The 18957-nt window shown below is 59.5% G+C and carries 13 protein-coding genes and 2 pseudogenes; 7 read left to right on the forward strand and 8 right to left on the reverse strand.

What is annotated here, in order from left to right; genetic code table 11:
- Positions 1–193: 193 nt before the first annotated feature.
- The 3 genes from SOM47_RS07670 to SOM47_RS07680 all read right to left on the reverse strand — a co-directional run bounded on the left by SOM47_RS07670 (position 194) and on the right by SOM47_RS07680 (position 3102).
- Positions 194–544: a phage major capsid protein gene (locus tag SOM47_RS07670; RefSeq protein WP_320505240.1), complete on the reverse strand. Its 351-nt coding sequence runs from the start codon at positions 542–544 to the stop codon at positions 194–196.
- A 452-nt stretch (positions 545–996) separates the two neighbouring features.
- Positions 997–1896, reverse strand: a complete 900-nt coding sequence (locus tag SOM47_RS07675; protein ID WP_320505241.1) for a hypothetical protein — start codon at positions 1894–1896, stop codon at positions 997–999.
- 1002 nt (positions 1897–2898) lie between these two features.
- On the reverse strand, positions 2899–3102 hold the full coding sequence (locus tag SOM47_RS07680; RefSeq protein ID WP_320505242.1) for a hypothetical protein: 204 nt from the start codon (positions 3100–3102) through the stop codon (positions 2899–2901).
- Between the two features lie 550 nt (positions 3103–3652).
- On the opposite strand from SOM47_RS07680, the gene SOM47_RS07685 reads away from it, so the two are divergent.
- Positions 3653–5680, forward strand: coding sequence for an STM2767 family DEAD/DEAH box helicase (locus SOM47_RS07685; protein ID WP_320505243.1), 2028 nt, complete (start codon positions 3653–3655; stop codon positions 5678–5680).
- On the forward strand, positions 5677–6327 hold the full coding sequence (locus SOM47_RS07690) for an STM2766 family helicase-associated protein (RefSeq protein ID WP_524539292.1): 651 nt from the start codon (positions 5677–5679) through the stop codon (positions 6325–6327). The genes SOM47_RS07685 and SOM47_RS07690 overlap by 4 nt, the downstream gene beginning before the upstream one ends.
- 567 nt (positions 6328–6894) lie before the next feature.
- Here SOM47_RS07690 and SOM47_RS07695 read toward each other — a convergent pair.
- Positions 6895–7627 (reverse strand): annotated as a pseudogene (locus SOM47_RS07695) (transposase); the annotation flags it as partial.
- Positions 7628–7841: 214 nt separating this feature from the next.
- Here SOM47_RS07695 and SOM47_RS07700 point away from each other — a divergent pair.
- Both SOM47_RS07700 and SOM47_RS07705 read left to right on the forward strand, forming a co-directional pair.
- A complete protein-coding gene (locus tag SOM47_RS07700; RefSeq protein ID WP_320505245.1) occupies positions 7842–8753 on the forward strand; it encodes a CPBP family intramembrane glutamic endopeptidase in 912 nt (303 codons plus the stop codon).
- Between the two features lie 743 nt (positions 8754–9496).
- Positions 9497–11593 (forward strand): hypothetical protein, encoded by a 2097-nt coding sequence (locus SOM47_RS07705; RefSeq protein WP_320505246.1) that lies wholly within the window; start codon positions 9497–9499, stop codon positions 11591–11593.
- Positions 11594–11911: 318 nt separating this feature from the next.
- Here the strand turns inward: SOM47_RS07705 and SOM47_RS07710 are convergent, their stop codons facing one another.
- Together SOM47_RS07710 and SOM47_RS07715 are read right to left on the reverse strand one after the other, a co-directional pair.
- Positions 11912–12181: a site-specific integrase gene (locus SOM47_RS07710; RefSeq protein ID WP_320505247.1), complete on the reverse strand. Its 270-nt coding sequence runs from the start codon at positions 12179–12181 to the stop codon at positions 11912–11914.
- 54 nt (positions 12182–12235) lie between these two features.
- Positions 12236–12367, reverse strand: coding sequence for an integrase (locus tag SOM47_RS07715; RefSeq protein WP_320505248.1), 132 nt, complete (start codon positions 12365–12367; stop codon positions 12236–12238).
- Between the two features lie 262 nt (positions 12368–12629).
- On the opposite strand from SOM47_RS07715, the pseudogene SOM47_RS07720 reads away from it, so the two are divergent.
- Positions 12630–12743 (forward strand): annotated as a pseudogene (locus SOM47_RS07720) (transposase); the annotation flags it as partial.
- Positions 12744–12938: 195 nt separating this feature from the next.
- On the opposite strand, the gene hyoA reads toward SOM47_RS07720, so the two are convergent.
- Positions 12939–17231 carry an NACHT domain-containing antiphage protein HyoA gene (hyoA, locus tag SOM47_RS07725; RefSeq protein ID WP_320505249.1) on the reverse strand — a complete coding sequence of 1431 codons (4293 nt, stop codon included), beginning with the start codon at positions 17229–17231 and terminating at the stop codon, positions 12939–12941.
- 362 nt (positions 17232–17593) lie between these two features.
- Entirely contained in the window at positions 17594–17983 is a 390-nt protein-coding gene (locus tag SOM47_RS07730) for a hypothetical protein (RefSeq protein WP_320505250.1), read from the reverse strand.
- A 157-nt stretch (positions 17984–18140) separates the two neighbouring features.
- On the opposite strand from SOM47_RS07730, the gene SOM47_RS07735 reads away from it, so the two are divergent.
- Both SOM47_RS07735 and SOM47_RS07740 read left to right on the forward strand, forming a co-directional pair.
- Positions 18141–18557: a BLUF domain-containing protein gene (locus SOM47_RS07735; protein ID WP_320505251.1), complete on the forward strand. Its 417-nt coding sequence runs from the start codon at positions 18141–18143 to the stop codon at positions 18555–18557.
- Positions 18558–18709: 152 nt separating this feature from the next.
- The gene (locus SOM47_RS07740; protein WP_320505252.1) at positions 18710–18901 is read left to right on the forward strand and encodes a hypothetical protein; all 192 of its coding nucleotides are present in this window, start codon (positions 18710–18712) and stop codon (positions 18899–18901) included.
- Positions 18902–18957: the final 56 nt, after the last annotated feature.

An 18957-nucleotide genomic window follows, 5' to 3' on the forward strand; every position in this document is an offset into this window, starting at 1 on the left:
AATGCCTCACCCTCATACGGCTTTACCAGCAGATCCAGCACGCTTCAGGTGCCCAGGATCGTGGTGTTGGACGTGGCGGTGGCAATCTTGCCGATACGGTTGGCGGTGGCGATGTGCTCGCTGCCGGCGGTGGCCGCCTTGAGCTTCCCGCGCAGCGCGCTTGGCGTGGGTTATCAGTAGTTCGGAGCAACGTTCACGTCCTCCAGCACACCCTCCAGCGCCAGTACTTCCTCCCGGGTGGTGGGAACCGTGGTGATCTGCACGTCTGCACGCCGGCCGTGTTGATGATTCTCAGCAGAGCCTTGACGCCATCGCCGATGATGATGGCCTTGTTCACCTCAGCATCGACAGCGAACACCAAGTCATCGCGTAGCAACTGCTCAATGATCGGATTGGACTGCTGGGTTAGCTGGCGGGGCCGCGAAGCGATCGGACCGACGTGACACGGCTTGAGGCTGACCGAATCGCAGTCCATCACCGATTCCGGCAGCGCCTCGTTTTCCTCGCAGATGGGCTGGCGGTTCTCGCGTTGTGCGGTTTCCATCAGCGCGCGCCCCTCGGCTACTTTCGAAGTGCGCCTCACGTGGGGCTTTCGGGGTATGCGATTCTCCGGTGATTGATGTTTCCGGATAACCATTGCCTACATGGCTTCAGCCATGCAAACAGCCGCGCAGTGAGGATTCAAAGGGATTCGTCGCGTACTCGTGGTGTCAATTTGCGCAGCTTTTCGGTCCAGTGGACGTGATGCACCAGATGCAACGGGCGCATCGCGTGAGCCCGCTGCAGCCCTGCGCCCCCGTGCCGCGTTCTTTCCCCATGTGTTGCACGGTAGCGCCTGTCACTGTGAATAGTGCTGTGACAGGTAACGGTTTTGGTGTGACTGATGGGTTTTCGCACTTGTGCGTACGCCCTTTGATTTCCCTTGATATCTACAATTACTCCCCTTGAATTCCATTGATTAGCCTTGATTCGCTTTGATCTCCCTTGATATCAACACTAGCCGGCCAGTCCGCTGAAATCGCCATCGGCGATTCGGTTGTAGAGCGCTTCATGCCTTGCACAGCTTTCTACATGCCGGCCGTACCAAGCCGCCGTTTTAGTCGTCTTGGGGCGATATCTCAGCCGCATGATGCCTACTATTGTTGCTTTGGTCATATGCTCGGGGATCGGCAGCACGAAATCGAAGCGCTGCGCCTCGTAGCTAAATCCTCCAGGGAGTGCCTCTGCTAGGGCTGCGGCGGCATCGGCGGTCCGCTGAGACAGATCATCGCCGTCAAGTTGATGAATCAGCTCAGCGTCCTGATCGTCGCTCTCCACCAAGTAGGTCGCTCGCTCAAGGAGACCCATGCGCTCCATTGAGCGGAGAAATGTCCACACAGGGTGCTGTGAATCATCCTCCACCTTGGCATGCTGGAATCGCTTTAGTGGGCCACTCCAGCTGCAGTGATCCACGTGCTTGCTTATGGCGAATCCAATGATGTCAAAAGGGCCTCGTCCACAGATGCGCTTGCGCACGTCGTACGGTGCTCGGAACAAGCTTCTGGATATCCCGCCGTCTCCCACTAGGTCCTGACCTCCGTAAAGCTCCACAAGCGTTTCCATATGCTCAACGCTCTGACCTTCCCGGAGCTTGCGCAATGGCGGAACTTCACTTGCTGCGCCCGTCACGAACTCATTCGGAAGCCAGATCAGATCTTCCAGGGTATCTGGTTTGGAAAGCTTATAGCGGGGGCGCTTTCCGGCCTGTTCCCGGGTTGCAAGCTGCGCTTCGCATAGCGCGGCAATGGCATCATTGCCACGCCGCCATGCAAGCCCGGTGTACTTGAATGCGGATTCTGCGCTCCAAGACGTTGTGCAGTTGTCCCTACCAGTCCCTCGTGCCATCACAAGAAGCATAACCGCATGGTTCAGACCAATTGAACAAGCCTTGGTCCACTGTTGTTTTCCAATTGCGAAGAAGCCTCAGTTACTTGCCATTACCTAACTCGCTCGTTTAGATAAACCCAATAGTACCTACTCGAACGGGTAGTGCACGCCGTATTTTCAAATTCTTTTTGTAGGGAATCTGAAGTAGCTAATGCTTACGGGAAATGCGGCTAGGTCGGCCCCGAAAGAGATCGCAGCAGGCGTTTCTGGGCGCGTGCAGGCAGGGTTACCCCACAACTGATCGGCCGCATCTGCAGGGCGGGTCAGTGCTACCTGCGTCTCATTGTCCATTAGCCGACCCGCTGACAGCGTCGCGCGGGTAAATGGCGTGCACTCAGACACCACTTTCACGAACGGGCCCCGATGCAGCGGGTGTGCGGCCGACAGATGCGCTTCACCCGCAGCGCCCGGCATTCGTTCCCTGGACGCCCCAGTAGATGAAGAGGAGGCTGGCCGGCGTCGGGCCGGCCGCTGTCCCCAATAGCCATTAGTTGAGCGCTCATCTGGCCCTTCGGGTGGCGGTCACAAACGCAACCTCGCCGAGGATCGTCAGCAGCTTACGGGCTACGGAGTAGGCGCTGCCGGGACGGCCAATGGCGTAGACCCGCAGGCCGTCTAGTTGTGCCTGCACAATGCGGACCATCTCCTTGCCACCGACTTCGATTGCGTAGTCGCTGTCGCCGCAAAAAAGAAAAGCGGTTCCGAGCTAGATCAACGTGCAGCACGTCACTCTGTTGGAAGCGCGGGGCGTTGAGGTTGTCCTGCACCAGAATCTGGGCGCAGCTCGCGGTGTCAGAGAAGTCCGGTATAGAGTTGGGGACAACCCTGATTGCGGCCAGCAACGGTTGGTTTGCGATGGAACTCATAATCAGTTCGTTCCTAGGTCGGTACGGGCTTGGCTCTTGCGGCTCAGGTGTGTCCGAACCACCTGGGCTGTTTCTATTTCTGGCATGCGTAGCATCGCTCCTCCTGTCAGCGCATGCTGGGCTGAATTTCATCGGTTCCAGCAGGGGGGGGGGGGGGGGGCGTCACTTGCGCGTCCTTGCGGGTGCGGATGCCGGCATCGGTGCGGTGCTTTGCCAGCAGCGAGTAGGCGGCTTTGCGGCGTCGCTCGGCGTCGTCAGGCGTGTCCGCCTCGAAGTGCACTGGCGTCAGGATGAGCGCGGCGGCCAGCACGTCGGCTGTTGCTGCGGTCTCTGCCGGCTAGCGGGTGGCAGAGGGTTCGCCACCCAGGTAGCCATCCATTTCAGCCTGTGCACCGCTGATGGCGATGCCGATGGCAGTGTCCAGGTCGCTGTCGATCTGTCGCAGATGGGCCTTGGCCCGCTCAGGGGGCGGGATGCTTAGGCGGCCTTACCCTCGCGCGACGCCTTCTCCCTTGACTGCTGACAGTGAACTAGGGCGCTCCTACTGCACAACCGTCGCTTCCTATCCTTGTAGGTCTGAAGCTGGCCGATATTGATTAACGCGCAGCGCTGCTCTTGCCCCAAGTACAGGCCCCGGGGTGACACTGCGGCTAGCGCCCATGCTAGTTCGCGCGAATGCGCGCTCTCAAGGCACCGTCCGGTGCGGTCCTTCCCGCTGAAACCAGTCCCGCCATCCCGTTGAATTGCGCGAGCTAGGAAATTTCATCTCTCCAGACCTTGCTTCGATGAGCGTCCCGACGTGTAATCACAGGGCAGGGCCGTCTTCGGGCCCGCCTATCCAACCAGCCCTGGCGCGATCTATGACTAGTAGCTTCTTCTTCCTACAAGCGGAAAAAAACCACGCCAATCAAGCCTTCATTGAGCAGGTCGAACTGGGTGCTACGCGCGATTCTGATCAGACGTATGTCGTGACGAAACCCTTAGGCGATAGTCGATACACGTATGGCTATGACGACGCCATAGTGGTTTTGTCGCCCCGGCGAAAGATCGCGTTCGTCGATTTTGGAGCCAATCCGGCAGCCTTCAGCGAGTTCGTCGACGACTTCCTAGAGGATTTGGCGTCGATTTCGGATAAGTATCGATACAAGGATGCGATTGGTAGGCCCAGAGCTTGGCGTCGTGACCTTGTGGTAGATGTCGATGCATCAGAGGGCGACGCTGCTGAGAAATGGAGAGAGCTTACTAAGATTCATGACCCGGGGAAGCAGCGCGTTGTAGAGCTTCTTGTCTCGCTTTTGACTGGAAGCATCAACGATATCGAGCGAGTACGTGCAGATCTGCCGACGAGCCTCTTGGACAGAGTTAAGCGCAAGATTCTTCTGTTCGATGGTGATCAGACAAGATTTGTCTATGAGCGACCGTCAGGCAAAACCGTGCGCATTCAAGGGCTTTCCGGTACTGGAAAGACTGAGCTTCTCCTTCATAAACTAAGGGACCTCTACGTTAATTCGCCAAGCTCCAAGATCGTCTTCACCTGCCATAATCGAATACTCGCCGACAATTTGGCAAAGAGAATACCGGATTTCTTCAATTTCATGAAGGTCGAAGAGCAGATTTCGTGGAATGACCGACTTTGGTGTGTTCATGCGTGGGGGTCAGGCGCTAATCCTCATTCAGGAACTTACCGGCTTATCTGCGAGCTGTACCGGTTACATTTCAATAGATATAGTGCTTACATGACCTTTGATCGGGCTTGTAAAGAGGCATTGGCGGAGCTCAACGCTATGGCTGCCATTCAGCCATATTTCGACTTCATATTGATAGATGAAAGTCAGGACTTTCCTGATTCATTCATTGACTTGTGCGCAAGAGTAACCAAGGAAGTTGTCTACATCGCCGGGGATATTTTTCAAAGCATTTTCGACGAGAATGTTACGCCTACTATCGAGCCAGATTACCTTCTGAGCAAATGCTATCGTACGGATCCGCGCACACTCATGTTCGCTCACGCAATCGGCATGGGGCTATTCGAGAAGCAAAAGCTAAGGTGGTTGGAGGACCGGGAATGGGTGGCGTGCGGGTACATTGTTCAACATGGTGCGGCGGGCTCGATGTATCGGCTAACAAGAGAACCTCTGCGCAGGTTCGAGGATATTGATAATAAGATCGATAGTGCCCTGGTTGAGGCTGTCCCGGGTGATTTCTGGACCTCGATTGGTTCCAAAATTATTGATGCCATATCGGATTTGGCTAGTGAACATACGAGCCTTACTCCGGACGATGTCGGAATAATCCTGCTTGACGGGGGCAATTCGATGTACGCGTTGGCGGACGAGTTGTCCTTGTCTATTCCGAGGAGGTTTGGCTGGGCAGTCAATAAGGCATACGAGACAAAGAGTCGGCGCAAGGGTGAGGTTTTTGTTAGCAACCGTAATAATGTTAAGGGGCTGGAGTTTCCGTTTGTGATTTGCGTGAGTCAGGTCATTACAGATGGATACATGTATAGGAATGCCCTCTATATGACGCTGACAAGGTCATTCATTCAGTCCCGACTCATAGTTTCTGAAAAATTGAACGGTGAAGTCCTTCGTCTAATCGATGAAGGACTCGATAGGATTAACGCTGAGGGCTGTATTGAAGTAGCGCCACCGAACGCGGACGAGATGGCGCGAATCAAGACAACGATAAGTTTGGTTGCAAGTTCAATGTCATTCTTTGATGTCACTGAAAAAATATTCGATGATATCGGAGTTCTGCCGCTCTTGCGAAAGCCTCTGATGGATTCGATCAAGAATACCATTGGGGAGGATATTGACGTTGAAAATATTCGTGAGACCGCGGTGTTTCTTCATAATAGGATGATTAGAAGTGGTGCTCGCGATAAATGACTATTTATGAGATTTGGATAGATTCATTTCAGGCGAGGGCTTTTCTCGGGCCTGTTAGGCGGAAAGCCGACATAATTTCACTGTGGATGGGATGTATAAAGTCGTTCCTGTCAGGAATGCCTGCAGCCCCAGGTGTGAGATGCGCGAAGCTAATTATTGCAGTAGGGTCGATGAGTCGACTTTTCTGTGTGTTGGAGGATGGGAGGAAGATTTTCTCAGTATCTTTCCCTTTTTCTATCCGCGAGGAGGGCGGTCCGCCCGTATTCTTCTCCAGAGGCGGTATTGAGATTGACAATCGTCTATCTTCAGAGATAAATGCGCTGCTGCACATGCCAAGTGGCGGCGTGTTAGATGCTGTCGACTTTGAGGGTTTTATCGACCCGGTTTTTGAATCTATGGAAGTGCATCTTTCGATATGGAGTCTTCTCAGGGAAATCATGCTTGCGGAAGATTCTTATCTTCGGTATGACTGGGATTTGCACCGAAAGAATGGCCACCTACACCCGGAGTATCACCTCGATGTCGGTTACTCCTCGAGCTGCACTTTCAAGATTGGCCTTAAGCGAGGGGTTGATGAGGCCTTTCTCTTGTCACTGACGGATCGCGATACGGATTGCCATTACCTGGGTGATTGCGGAATATCCTGAGGGGCGGGTTGGATGTGCAGGTTGTGCATGATTTAACAAGCTGCTGATTCTGTAAGTCGTGACGCTGTGTCGTTTTGTAGGTCGGTGTCCGGGATGCCAAACTCTCCGGGTCGCAGGTCTAATTTCACATTGCGTGGTTAGTCGTCGCGATCGGTTGGTAGCAATTTGACTCCCGTTCAAGTTTTCCAAAGTTGCCAGGCGGCGCTGGGAGAGATCCAAACCGCCCCTGTGCATTGCATGTCGAGGGCCATTCTTTTGAGTGGTGATGCGCGGTTCTCTGAAGATGCATCTGGTCCGGCAGGCTGAAGTTTTTTACAGGGCTTTTCCCTGCGTTCTCTTTTAGACGTTCGGCTGATGCTGCCCGGCAGGGCTGGAGAAGCGTGGGTGGCTATAAAATTAAATCGATATATTCCACGAAGGCACTTCTCGTGCCGAACACTGAGTCATGCCCTTGGATAAAAGTGAAGATGCTTCACATAGAAACAAGGTGGCCGTCGTGAATGATTAAGAGCCGCCTTGACACGCGCTTCGCAGGCTTAAAAGCTTCACAGACAGATCGATCGACGTCTCAGAGAGTTTGACGGTTCGACGCATTAGCGCGTCAACGACGGTCTGCGTGTCCTTGCGATCGACCTTCACCAGCATCACGTAGCGCGTGCTGCGCTCGACTAACGTCGCGATCTGGCTGTTCCCGCTGCCGCAGAGCAGGTCGCCGTTCCGCCGCAAATGCGCCAGCAGCTCCTTTTTCAGGGCGCCGCGCGACTGGATGAAGAGCGTGCGATAGATCGTCTCGTGTGAGACCTGGCAGCTCGGATCGTCCGGGTAAGTCCGCTCGAGCCAGCCAGCGATTTGTTCGGGCGGCCACTGCTGCTGCAGCTTGTCCGCCATCCGTCTCTCCAGCGTGGGATTCAGCTCCAGCTTACGAGCCTTGGGGCGGTGTGCCCGGTCCCAGACAGCTCGGTCGGCATGGCTCGCCCCGTAGTGGTCGATGCCTCCGTTGCGCCCGATCTCCCGGCTGATCGTGGACGGAGCGCGGCCCAGCGTCGATGCGATCGAGCGGATCGTATGCCCGGCAACCAGCGCCCGCGATACGTCTTGCGCTCAACCAGGCTAAGCGCCCGCGGGATCGTCGACGGACCGCCGGTCGGATCCCGCCAGTCTCGGCTAGAGCCCCTCGCACGGACAAGTGATGCCGATCAAACAGCCTCGCAATCTGGTGCAACAACTCGCCCTGCCGCCAGCGGTCCCACATCAGGGCCTTGTGGCTGTCGGTGTACTGAATCCTTGTCCTTCGCTTCATTCGCAACACTCCTGCTGCTTGGGCAGCTGTCTGTGTTTCATCGAACATATGAAAGCGCCACCCAAAGCGGACACCACGGGCGACGACTCAGCGCCATTTCGTCGGCGATCCGGGTGATTCATCGGCGGCTGCTGTGGCTTGGTCGCAAACGGGTTGCCACTCCTCCGCGTGGATGACAATTTGCAGCGGCGGTCACGTCGACCTGGAACCCCGCATGACCCCCGTTGCCCTGTATTCGCCCGATCTGGCCCGCGGCTGGCTGCCCTGGGCCTGGCTAACGCCGATCCTGATGATCCTGTTCAACGCAGTACCGGTGATTGCGCTGGACGGGTGGATGCAGTCGCAGCATTGGTCAACGCCGCGCGGCGATCCGATCGGCCTCGCTGGCTTGTATGCGCTGCTGTGGATAGGCTTCGCGCCGACGCTGGCGGCCGTGCTCGCCTGGGTACGCTTCGTCGAGGGGCGCTCGCTGGCGAGTATCGGGCTGACCGGTCCGGCGCCGCTGAAAACCTTCCTGCGCGGACTGGCCGTTGGATTCGGCACGATCGCGCTGGTCGTCGTCGCGATCTGGATGGCGGGCGGCATGCAGGCGGCGGGCGTGGGGCAGGCCTGGCGGTCGCCCGTCAGTCTGCTGCACATCGGTCTGCTGCTACTGAGTTTCATGTTCCAGGCGAGCGTGGAGGAAGTCATCTTCCGCGGCTGGATGCTGTCGGTGGTGGCGCGCAAGACCAATGTCGCGGTGGCAGTGCTGCTGGTGTCGCTGGTTTTCTGCTTCCTGCATTTCAGTCCGCACCAGCCGCCCCGGGTCATGCTCGGCACGTTCCTGTTCTCGCTGTTCGCCTGCGCTTGGGCGCTGCGGACCGGCAATATCTGGGGCGTGATGGGCTGCCACGCGGGGTGGAACTGGTTGCTCGCGACCGGTTTCGAACTGCCCGTCACCGGCATCGATACGCACTTGCCGGCGCTGCTGGTGGCGCTGCGCCCGCAAGGCCTCGACATCCTGACAGGTGGCGCGGAAGGGCCGGAAGGCAGTTATCTGTGCAGCGTCTTCTTCGTCGCCGCGATCGCGTGGATCCGGTGGCGAAAGACGCGCGGAGCTCAGAACTTCTCGCCGACCAGCAGGTAACGCCACTGCCCGGGCGGCACCGCCCCGTCCGGGCCCTTGCCGATCGGATGCTGGTTCGCGACGTACCGGCGACGACCAAGCAATGGAGCGTCTGCTAGCGCTCAGGGCGTTCGGTGGTGCCTAAGCGTGGTAGCCGTGGGAATCTCCCGTCTTAAGGGAGTACAAGCGTGCGACTTCACCTCCGCCGCCGAATTCGACCCAAAGCGAACGTCGCCCCTTGTTCGCGTAGGGTCCGTACTCGTTTCTTCAGCAGTTCGACCTGCACGGAGACATCCCTTGTGCGCAACGTCCATGTAGGCGGAAAAGCTGGCGCCATCTTGGTAATTGCAGTACTTGCACTCGCGGTCTGGTATCTCAAGGGGCTTGAGCAAACCTCCGAGTTTTCGGCGGCGCGCAGGGCGTACGTGCAAGCTCATCCGGAAGCAGCGTGTGCTCGCTCTGCAAGTTGCTACTGGTGCGGATTCCGCTCCAGATATTCAGCGAATTAGAGGCAGCTTAGGTTCGGGGTACGAGTGCCACTACCGGCTGGAACCGAGACTGCCTTTGCTGAATGTAAAAAAATGGGATCTGGCTTCTTCGATAAAGCTCGACAAGGCCCACCTTCGGCTTACGTTCCGCGACGACTGCTCCTGGTCGGAAGCAGTCGTGGGTTCGACATGGCAGCAACCGACCCTAAGCGGACCTTATTGCGTGCCCGTGAGCAACTTCCGGTAAATTGCACGGACTTGCACCAGGCATAGGAGATGAAGGTGGGGGAATTTACGAAGCGAGTCCGCGACGGCGCTATCGCCGGGCCGCTGAGGCGGGCATTCACGCCCGACAAGTGGAACCGCGCATTCGGTGACCTGCCCGCGCCGGACGCCGTAGATCACGACATACATGCCGCTGGGCTAGCCCTACACGAAAAGCTCGCGGTGATTCGCGGGATCCTGAAGCTTTCCTCATCCGACACGATCTCCGCGACGACCAAACTTCGGGCGTTTCTTGCGATCGCAAACTACGACTTATTCGTTACGCGCGATAAGACCAAGCTCGCGATCGAGAAATTTCAGGCGGACAGAGAGGGCGAAGCGGATGAGATCTACGCCATGGAAGAAATGGCGGGGGTGAAACTCAGCTTGCCAGGGGGATTCGACTGGATGCCCAACGAGGTCGTGGAAAGCCTTGTGGATGGGATCGAACTACCAATCCGGGTTGTTCTGCAAGCCAACCCTAGCTTGGCCGGCAATCCTCGAATGAATCAGATCCAGTGGACCGAAGCCGGCCGCGAGCTGAACCTAGGCATCCTGTATCGCTTCGCCGAGGACGTGTGGGATGACTGCCTTTGGAACAGTTACAAGATGGTCGACAAGGGGCGAGTCAAGGTTTTCCTGCCGCAGGATATCGATGTACTCCGCGCCTATCGGATAGGCCTGGCGCGCCGGACTTCGCTCTCAATGGCTTTTAACGTAGTGGCGACGCACTTCCAGCGCGACGTGCTCGCTAGCGGTGCGCGGCTGAGAGTCCGTGAGGTCTACGGCATCGAGCGTCGTGGTAAGCGGCAAAACATCAAGGTCGCCAAGCACGGCGTCTCTACCGAGGTGATCCAGGACCTCACTGTCCTGCGCACCCATGCCGCCGAGCCGTATTACGGAGAGTTGCTTGAGGAACGTCTTGAATCTCTCCAAGGATTGACCTTGTCCGCGCTCATCGACGCCTGGACGGTCATCTCGCGCGCGGCGCATGTGCTGGTTCAGTCCATTGGCGAGAAACATGCCCGTAATGTTGGGGACGATCGTGTGCATGCCTGGATGCCCGAATACGTGCCCACGCTGCAGGTCGGGGCGCTAGTGGACGCACTAGCGGCCGCGACCGGGATCAACAAGCCGGAAGGCAGGCGAGTCGTGGAGTTCTTCACGTTCCGTGGCAATGCGGGACAGGAGATCTGGGCGCAGCCGCTGGTCCCCGTTGGGCCGGAGACCGTGGCACCTATCTTCGCAGCGGTCGTATCCCCAAATTTGAGGCGGCTAGTCGATGTGTGGATGCGACAGGCCGGCGTGGACCTAGGCAGACGAGGACCCGCGTTCGAAACCCACATTCGGAAGGTTGTCATAGACGCTATTCGGGGATCGAAAATCTTGTCCCCTGTAGCCGCGTGCATTACGGAGGACTATACGTTCAGAGCCGCTGGCAGCCGCGAGGAGCAGATCGATCTGATCTTCTCCATCGGCAACACCGTGTTCGTGGCGGAAGCCAAGTGCATCCTCGAGCCCACCGATGCCAAAGGCACCGCCATGCACCGCAAAACAGTGCTGGGCGCTGCCGAGCAGGCGTTGCGAAAGGCCAAAGCGCTTGAGGATAACCGCACTGCTTTCATTGGGGATGCGCGTCGGCTCGGCATGGCGTTGGCCGAAGACTTCAAGGTCAAACCCTTGGTCATCGTGAGCACCAGCACCCACGTTGGCATTGCCGCGCGGACTGTGCCTGTAATCGACGAGTACATTCTTGGCCGCTTTCTGGAAGGCGAGCTGGAGGACATCGCCTATCAGCCGGGCGATCCGGCTTCCTCGAAGCGATTCAAGACCCGGTTCTACTCCAACGCTGCTGAAGCTGAAGAGCTCGCTCCGGGTTACTTTGCATCTCCGCTGCAGATGAAGCGCTTCATCGATGGTGTGCGCGGACGTGTCGTGCCGATCTACGCCGCGAACGGAAGTGATTGGGAGGGCCACATCGTGACAATGGAATGCGTGTCGGGAGGTGTCCCACTCTCACTTCAAAAGCAGGCGAGCTCGGCGATCGAAGTCGTACCCGTCGCGGGAATCGCTCACGAGGACCAAGTCGGCGAGCCAAACGAAAATTGACCCATCATCGCGTGCCGCAAGGTAGCTTCGGCTGACATTCGTTACGGGACACCGTTGCATGTCCGCCCGAACATTGCTTGGGCCGAACTCATTAACAGACAGCTACTGGCGCTCCTCGACCTTCGATGGGCGAGGAGCGACCCTTATGGACTCAGACATCAGTCTGCTCGGCAATCTCTAAGGCATCATCGACCTCGATGCCTAGGTAACGCACGGTGCTCTCGAGCTTCGTGTGCCAAGCAATAGCTGGGCAGCCCTGAGGTTTCGCGTCCTGCGGTAGATCAACGAAGCTTTGGTCCTGCGCATCGTGTGCGTGCCCTAGGAACCCGACTTGAGACCAGCTTCCTCCACCCAGCGGTGGACAATCCTGGCGTACTGCCTCGTCGAAGGGTGGGGCGAGTCCGACACGCGGCTCGCGACCAGGAAGTCCGAGGCCTTCAGGTCAGCATGAGTGATCCAAGCCTGTACAGCCTCGCGAGTCGATTGGGCAATTTCGAACTGGACAGGGCGACCGGTCTTCTGTTGCATCACCATAGCTCGCGAAGCTATCTGCCTGCCGTGAGACACATCGGACACCCGGAGTTTCACCAAGTCGCAGGCGCGGAGCTTGGAGTCGATTGCCAGATTGAATAGGGCTAGATCTCAAACCTTGTGGCCAAGCTGAAGTCTGATCCGGATGGCCCAGATATCTTTCAGCTTGGGCGGCGCCTTCTGGCCGATCAGCTTTCCCTTGTTCCAGGGCTCGTGGGGCTGGTGTGTATGAACAATTGCCATGACCTACTCCTGTTGAAGGGTGTGGTCAGGCTTCGCCCGAGCCTAGAAGCAAGGCGTGATGCGACCCGAAGGAGACGTTCACCAGCTATCGGCTAGACCCAATCGAAGGTGCGGGTGCTCACCATGCCCGCGAGAGAAAAATGACTACTTTGTCGTATGCGTTGACGGAACAAGTATCGCACACCAGGTGCGCGCGATTGACCTGCCCCCGCTGGGCCGTACCACGTGAAGCTTCAAAGTCCGTCGGCCCAAGAGGATGGACATGAAGAAGAGTCGATTCAGCACCGAGCAGATCATCGGTTTCATTAAGCAGGCTGATGCGGGCATGGGGGTCGCCGAGCTGCGCCGGCAGCATGGCTTCAGCCCTGCCTGTTTCTAAGCTTGGTGGGCCAAGTACGCCGACGTGGCGCTGGAGCACCACGCGCACAGGAACGTGCTGTCGCAGCTTTTAAAAGACGCCTTTGGTCAAAGGCTGAGCCAAGTTCGACGGCTCGAGTTGAAGTTGGCGATACAAGCCGACTTCGGGCTCAGCGCTCGGCCCGCGACTAAAGGGGGGTGTCGGGCGCACAAGTCAAGGCAGTATGACCGGCCGCAGGTCCAGCTGACGAACCACGAGCAGCGACTCAAATCCCAGCCCGGCGACGATGTCGTCCGCATCGGCCTGCAGCAGGGCGATGACTTCCTCGACGTCGATCAGGTGTCCGTCCTCGGGGTGTTTCCATTGCCTGGACGTTGCGAGCGAAATCATCAGGCAGCCCACTCGGCGCGCTTCCGGCACCATATACCGACCCACCAGCTGTTCGCGCAGGGCCTTGCGCAATTCCGCCACCGAGTAGCCCTTGTCACCCACCTTCAGCTCGATCACGGCCTCGATGGGATAGCCGGAGGAGCGCAGGCGAACATCCGTTTCCTTCTCCTCTCCGGTAACTTGCTCTTGCGACACGCTGTACGCGCCGTTGGCCAGGTGCTCGAGCTCTGCGGCAACCAGCCGTCGCAGTTCCGTCTCTTCCCGAAGCCGAGCCCACAGTTGCCGCGGGGAGGAATCCTGGCGCAGCCGGTCATCAAGCTCGCCCAGGCGATCGAGCAGCAAGGCCGCCATATCCGCCCGCGTAACTGGCGCCATGTCATGGGTCGATTCGAGCGCGGCCACGTCCGACAGTCGATACAGCGGTGCATCCCATTCTTGCGCCATGGTCTGCTCCGCCAGGGCGGTGACGCGTTCTCTGAAGTGTGCCGCCAGGGGATCTCGCGCGAACTTCAACTTGTACTCCCAGGCCACCGCACCTTTGCTTTCGAACAAGAGTTGGACCAGTCGGCTTCGGGCGAATTCGGCACTGCTGCGCGAATCTGATCGCCTAGGCCCATCGTTCTCGCGATCGTCAGCGACACGGATATGGCGGTAAGCCAGCAGCACTAGGCGATACAACAGCTCCGGGTCCGCCAGCAGCTCCGTGGTCACGGCCTCGCCGCGTGAGTGATGGCCGAACAGCACGCCGAGCCAATCGGTCACGATCGACATGAGGGCGGGCGTGACGGGCGCTGCCAACCGCTCCATCTCGTCCACAGCGTGGCGCGGGGCAAGCCGCAACAGCAGGGGCAGCCAGAACAACAGCCCTTGTTGATCCAGGCCACGCGCTATGAACGTTCGCGCGGCGGCAACAATCGACGCCGCATCTCCGGGCGTACCGCGGATGAGCAACAGGTCGATAGCCCGTTCGAACTTGTTGGATCCGTGGAGGGAGGCGCCGGAGGCCAAGGCAGCGGTGAGCCAGGCCCGGATCGTGTCCACGAACAGGGCGATGACGCTGGGTCCGGAGTGTTCGATGTGCTGAAGCAGCGACGAATGCGTGGACTGCTCGCCGGTGTCGTTCAGTTGCGCCTCCAGTTCGGGCGCCAGCATGTCCCGGACCACTTCCGGGTGTACCTGCACCAACGCGCCCACCCACGCTGGCAACCCATTCATGGCCGTGAGCGCATAGCGCATCGCCAACTGCGCCTCGGCCTTCGTCAACCGTCGCGCCCAGTCCGGGTCTTCGGCCTCTGCATAGAGGCCGATCAGTCCCACCCGCCAGCTTTTGTAGTACCAGCTGCGTTGTTCTTCGGGCCGCTCGGACGGCAAGGTGGGTGTGACCTTGCGCCACTGGTCGATCAGCAACTGGCGAAGCTGCGCAACCTTGTCGGGGAAAATGCGCTCGAGGAAGCCTCGATTCCAACCGATGTGCTGGTTGTCGTCGCGCACGCGCGACATCACTTCGACCAAGTTAATAGCCGAGTTGGCGGCGCGATCTGCGGACAGGCGCTGGCCTTGGGCATCGTCCAACTCGCGGAAGAACAACTTCCAACTGGCGCGATCCTTGAATTGCTTGCGCTCGCGCTCGCGCTTTTTCTTTTGGCTCTCCTTTGCCCACTGTGGCAGCGGCGGGGGATTTTCGATGTGGCCTACGGCTTCATCGAGATGGGCCGCCAGCGCCGGGGCATCGCTCACCATCGGCCGCAGTGCATTGAGCGTGGACAGGGCAGGAGCCGTGCCACGTACCGTTTGAATGAGGCAGTCCAGCACTAAGCGTCGCCGTGCGGGCGGTATGGCGATATTGCACAGGGCCGCCTCCATCCAAGGTTGGTCCAAGGCCAGATCCAGCGCGAGCGAGGGCGCCCACAAGATGCGCACTAACCGATCATCGGCATCCTTGCCGGCCATCTTGCTGGTCAGCAGTGCGTCTTGTTCCCAGAACACGGCGGCGCGCAACGAGGGGCGCGCAGTGATAAGCAGCTCGCGCAAGCGTCGGGTGTCATCGTCGGCGTAGTCGTCATCGCGCGACAGCTGCAAGACCAGGGCGACAGATTCGGCCAACGGGCCATCGGCGGCACGATCCCGGACTTGCAGCTCGCACACCCGCGTGAGCGGGCCGACAAGGTCGCGTCGACCGGTGCGCATGCGATGGTTGACAGGGTCCCATGCACAGTCCGCGGTGACGTAATGCGTCAGTCCGTCGCGAAGCAGCTCCAAGCCGGCTGGGGCAGTTCGCGCGCGCGTGATTGCATCGCGCAGAAAACTCGAGATGCCGCCCGCGTCGAAACGACGGTACTTCAGGGCACGCAGGGCCCCCAACATCTGGACCAGGGTCATCTTGGCGGGGAACAAATACAAGATCGCCAGCTTGGCCAGATCTGGCGGCCAGCCGGCGTGCTGGGAGGCGATCTGGTCGAGTAGCCCGGTCAGACGCGGGTCATCGGTCGCCGCCAGGCCCTTGAGGCCGTCCAGGCGCTCGCGCACGTCGCGCGCGACATCCACCGCCACGTCAAAAGCGATGTCCGCGCAGGCATGGATCCGGCCGGTTTCGATCAGGTCGAGTAGCGTCTCGCGCACTTCGTCGTTTTCGATGCCCGCGTCCCACAGCTTGCGGATTGTTGGCGCCAGCTCCGGCGAGGCCAAGCGGCGCGCCTGCAGCGCTGGCACGTGCATGCCGCGCCAGCCACCGCGCCCGTAGCGCTGGGCGTACAGCTCCAGGGCTTGGACGCGCATCGCTGGTTGCAACGCGCCAGGATCGCCAAAACGCAGCAAGATGCTCGGATCGCGCTGCAGCACTTCATTGCGAATCGGGTCCAACAGCGAGGCCAGCCAGGCCGCCACCGGTTGCATGGTCGGACGCACGAGTTTCAGGCCGACGGGGGAGGTCACGAACAGCAAACGCTGCAGTGTGCGCATGCGCAAGCCATGCTTCATCAGCCCGAGCAACCGGCAGGCCGCCAGGTACTCGATGGCGGAACGATTGTGAAAGCGCACGCGGCCATAGGAGGCAAAGCCGAACAGCGGCCGTTCGAGCAGGGTTTGGATTTCCGCAGCGGTCCAATCCCTCAGGAGCGACTGGGGGTCAAGCGCGTCGGCGCCGTGTTCCCGACCGGTTTCGGCGTCATGCCACAAGGTGAAGTTGCGCGTCATCAGCGCCGCGAGAGCCAAGCGCTCAGCGCCCTCGCGCGCTTTGTCGGGCTGAAGATCCGCCGGTTCATCGCGCTCGCTGCGGGCGCGCGGTCGCAGCTTGACCGCGATGCTCGACTCCAACTGGTCGCGGTGACCGCGAATGCGGCCGTGGGCCTTCCAGTCCGCGCACAGCTCGACGAAGTCCAGCGGCCGCTTGCTAAATTCTTGGGCGTGCGCCGCCTCGATAGCTTTCAGTAGCTCGTCCGGATCGCCCACGCCTTCGAGATGGGCCAACGCTCGCATCTGCGCTTCGTTCAGCGGCGCCAGTGCGACGAAGCGCAACCGCGGCATCGCGCTGGCGTCCTTGGGCAGCTCCACTCGCATGGCCACGTCGGCAAACGCTTCCTCCGCCTCTATGACGCGCGCGACCTGCCGAAGAGGCAGCTCGTTCTCGACGATGGCGCGATCGTCGGTGCCCGGTCGCGTCGTCAGCACGATACAGGCCCGGTCGAGATCGTCCCCTAAGGCATTGGCGAACTGGCGAAGCGTGAGGGCGAATGAGTGCGGGGTCAGCCGCAGCTCGTCGATAGAATCGAGGAAAAACACCGCGCGCTCGTTCTGCGCGCTCCGCCAGCTCTCCAATCGCTGGCGCTGTGCCGGCTTGAGTTGCGCTTCCGGCGTGGAATTGGCCAGGCTCGCCAGCTCCAGGTAGAACGCCGACTCGCCTTGCGCGAAGAGGCGCTCCTGCTGCGCCTTGCACTCGTAGGTTTTGCCAGCACCCGCCTCGGAGACGATCAACACCCGGTCCGCTTCCAGCAGCTGATCCCAGGTCAGGTCCCCGCCGGGCAGCAGGCCGTAGAGGAATTCATAGTCTTGGGTCTCGGCATCGTCCTTCTCGGACAGGTCCAGGAACGATCGGGTCAGGGCGGAATCGGAAACAGGCATGCAGCACGCGCAGGGGGTAGCCAGCGCTCATCGGCAGAGGTGAATCAAAGTATGTGCCGACGCTGGCTCAGTCAATGCGAAAGCCCCCGCGCGCCGCCCCCCCCCCCGGAATCTGCCCGGCGAGAGTGAAGCGCGGCCCATGGCGGCGGTGAATTTCGCGGCGATCAGCTCAGAGCCCTTCTTCCTCGATGCAGTTCATTTGCCCGCCACTGCTTGTTGTCGTTGGTGTTATTGGACAAGGTCTTGCGAAGGTCCAGATGCTTGGCGTGGGCAGGTCAGAACAGCCCACTGGCGGCTGCCCCGTTAATGTCTGCTCCTGGCCGATAGCGGACGTTGCCGAAGCAATGATGTGCACGGCGACCTCAAAGCTTACCGACTGCTTTGTAGCGGGAAGCGCCCTGTTCGACAAGGCCTTGCAGTTCGCGCAGTACAGCCGGATCCGAAGAAGTGAAGTTGAAGCATGACTTTCCTTGCATGTGCTTCTTCAGATCGGGACTGAGGCCGGCAAGCAGTTCTGGGAAGTCATACACCGGCATGAAGTGAAACGAATGCTTGCGCCCGGACACCTTCACCGCCCCGAAAAACTGAGCCTTGCCCTTCGCATCAAGCTTTCTGCAGTTCGCATAGAAATGCCCAGCCTCATCGTGCACGACAGAGAGCTCGCTTTGGTACGCAAGCAACAACCCGCGCAAGGCAGCGAAAAGCTCATTCGGCGTGCCATCCGCAGCCGGCTTCGTCTGGGCGGCATTCATTCGTGGCGTCTTCATGCACTCAGCCCGGTGGGAAAGCTTGATTCTGCACCTATCCGACGCCTGCGCGCCCCCTATTCAGCTTCCGTCAAAACTATGAACATGTTCAGCTGCTAAGGTTTCTGCTTGCTTAGAACGCGCAGAAGCGCAAGGAGGTTTCATGTCCTTGGAAGCTGTGGTGTACACGAGCCGGGTCAGCAAGCGCATCGACCCGCAGGACCTCCAGGCGCTGGTCTCCAATGCCGAAGCGTTCAACCGTGCCGCTGATGTGAGTGGCGTGCTGCTCTTCGATGGCGGCCGGTTTCTTCAGTATCTCGAAGGCCCCGGCGAGGGCGTGGTACAGGCTTATGGACGCGTGCGCCAAGCCGGCCTGCACACCGGCATTGCTGAGATCGCCAAGGGCGTGACCGGCAAGCGCCTGTTCCGCCATTGGCCGCTGAAGAAGTTCGACGTGGACAGCATCGTGCTGGGCTCCATCGCCCGCGCGGACTGGTCCGGTTTCGTGCAGGGCAGTCGCCGGCCAGGCGCGGTGGACCATCTGCTTGATGTGGTGAATGGTCGTTTCAGCCACGCCTGAAGCTGCGAAGCGCCGTCCGTGCGGCGCCAGGACACGCAGGACACCCTAAAGCTTGACCGGCGCATCCTCGCGTCATTGAATGTCTTGGCTGATGCAGCAACAAGCGATTCGCACCGGCCACTCGTTCAACACGGAAAAGGATGAAGTACGTGATGAAGAAGCTGCATGCCTGTCTCATCGCAGGGGTCTTGGCCGCGGCCACTGCCGAGGCGGAGGACGCCTCTGCGGCATCCCGTCAATCCGCTCTAATCTCCACCACCTCGACCACGACGGTGATCTACGCGCCGGGATCGCGCGAGGTCACGTCGATTCATTCCTGGATTCGAAACAACTCTCCAGGCTAAGGCCCGTGGGTGCCCGGCGCCGAAGTGGAAGTGACAATCTCCACCGCGTCATCGGG

Origin of the sequence: Stenotrophomonas sp. CFBP8980 (assembly GCF_034046095.1) — a bacterium.
GTDB classification, from domain to species: domain Bacteria; phylum Pseudomonadota; class Gammaproteobacteria; order Xanthomonadales; family Xanthomonadaceae; genus Stenotrophomonas; species Stenotrophomonas lacuserhaii.

Coding starts and splice junctions, on each gene's coding strand:
- SOM47_RS07705 (WP_320505246.1), top strand. CDS start 9,497: ATGAAGGTGGGGGAATTTACGAAGCGAGTCCGCGACGGCGCTATCGCC.
- SOM47_RS07685 (WP_320505243.1), top strand. CDS start 3,653: ATGACTAGTAGCTTCTTCTTCCTACAAGCGGAAAAAAACCACGCCAAT.
- SOM47_RS07690 (WP_524539292.1), top strand. CDS start 5,677: ATGACTATTTATGAGATTTGGATAGATTCATTTCAGGCGAGGGCTTTT.
- hyoA (WP_320505249.1), bottom strand. CDS start 17,231: ATGCCTGTTTCCGATTCCGCCCTGACCCGATCGTTCCTGGACCTGTCC.
- SOM47_RS07700 (WP_320505245.1), top strand. CDS start 7,842: ATGACCCCCGTTGCCCTGTATTCGCCCGATCTGGCCCGCGGCTGGCTG.
- SOM47_RS07735 (WP_320505251.1), top strand. CDS start 18,141: ATGTCCTTGGAAGCTGTGGTGTACACGAGCCGGGTCAGCAAGCGCATC.
- SOM47_RS07740 (WP_320505252.1), top strand. CDS start 18,710: ATGAAGAAGCTGCATGCCTGTCTCATCGCAGGGGTCTTGGCCGCGGCC.
- SOM47_RS07670 (WP_320505240.1), bottom strand. CDS start 544: ATGGAAACCGCACAACGCGAGAACCGCCAGCCCATCTGCGAGGAAAAC.
- SOM47_RS07715 (WP_320505248.1), bottom strand. CDS start 12,367: ATGGCAATTGTTCATACACACCAGCCCCACGAGCCCTGGAACAAGGGA.
- SOM47_RS07675 (WP_320505241.1), bottom strand. CDS start 1,896: ATGCTTCTTGTGATGGCACGAGGGACTGGTAGGGACAACTGCACAACG.
- SOM47_RS07730 (WP_320505250.1), bottom strand. CDS start 17,983: ATGAATGCCGCCCAGACGAAGCCGGCTGCGGATGGCACGCCGAATGAG.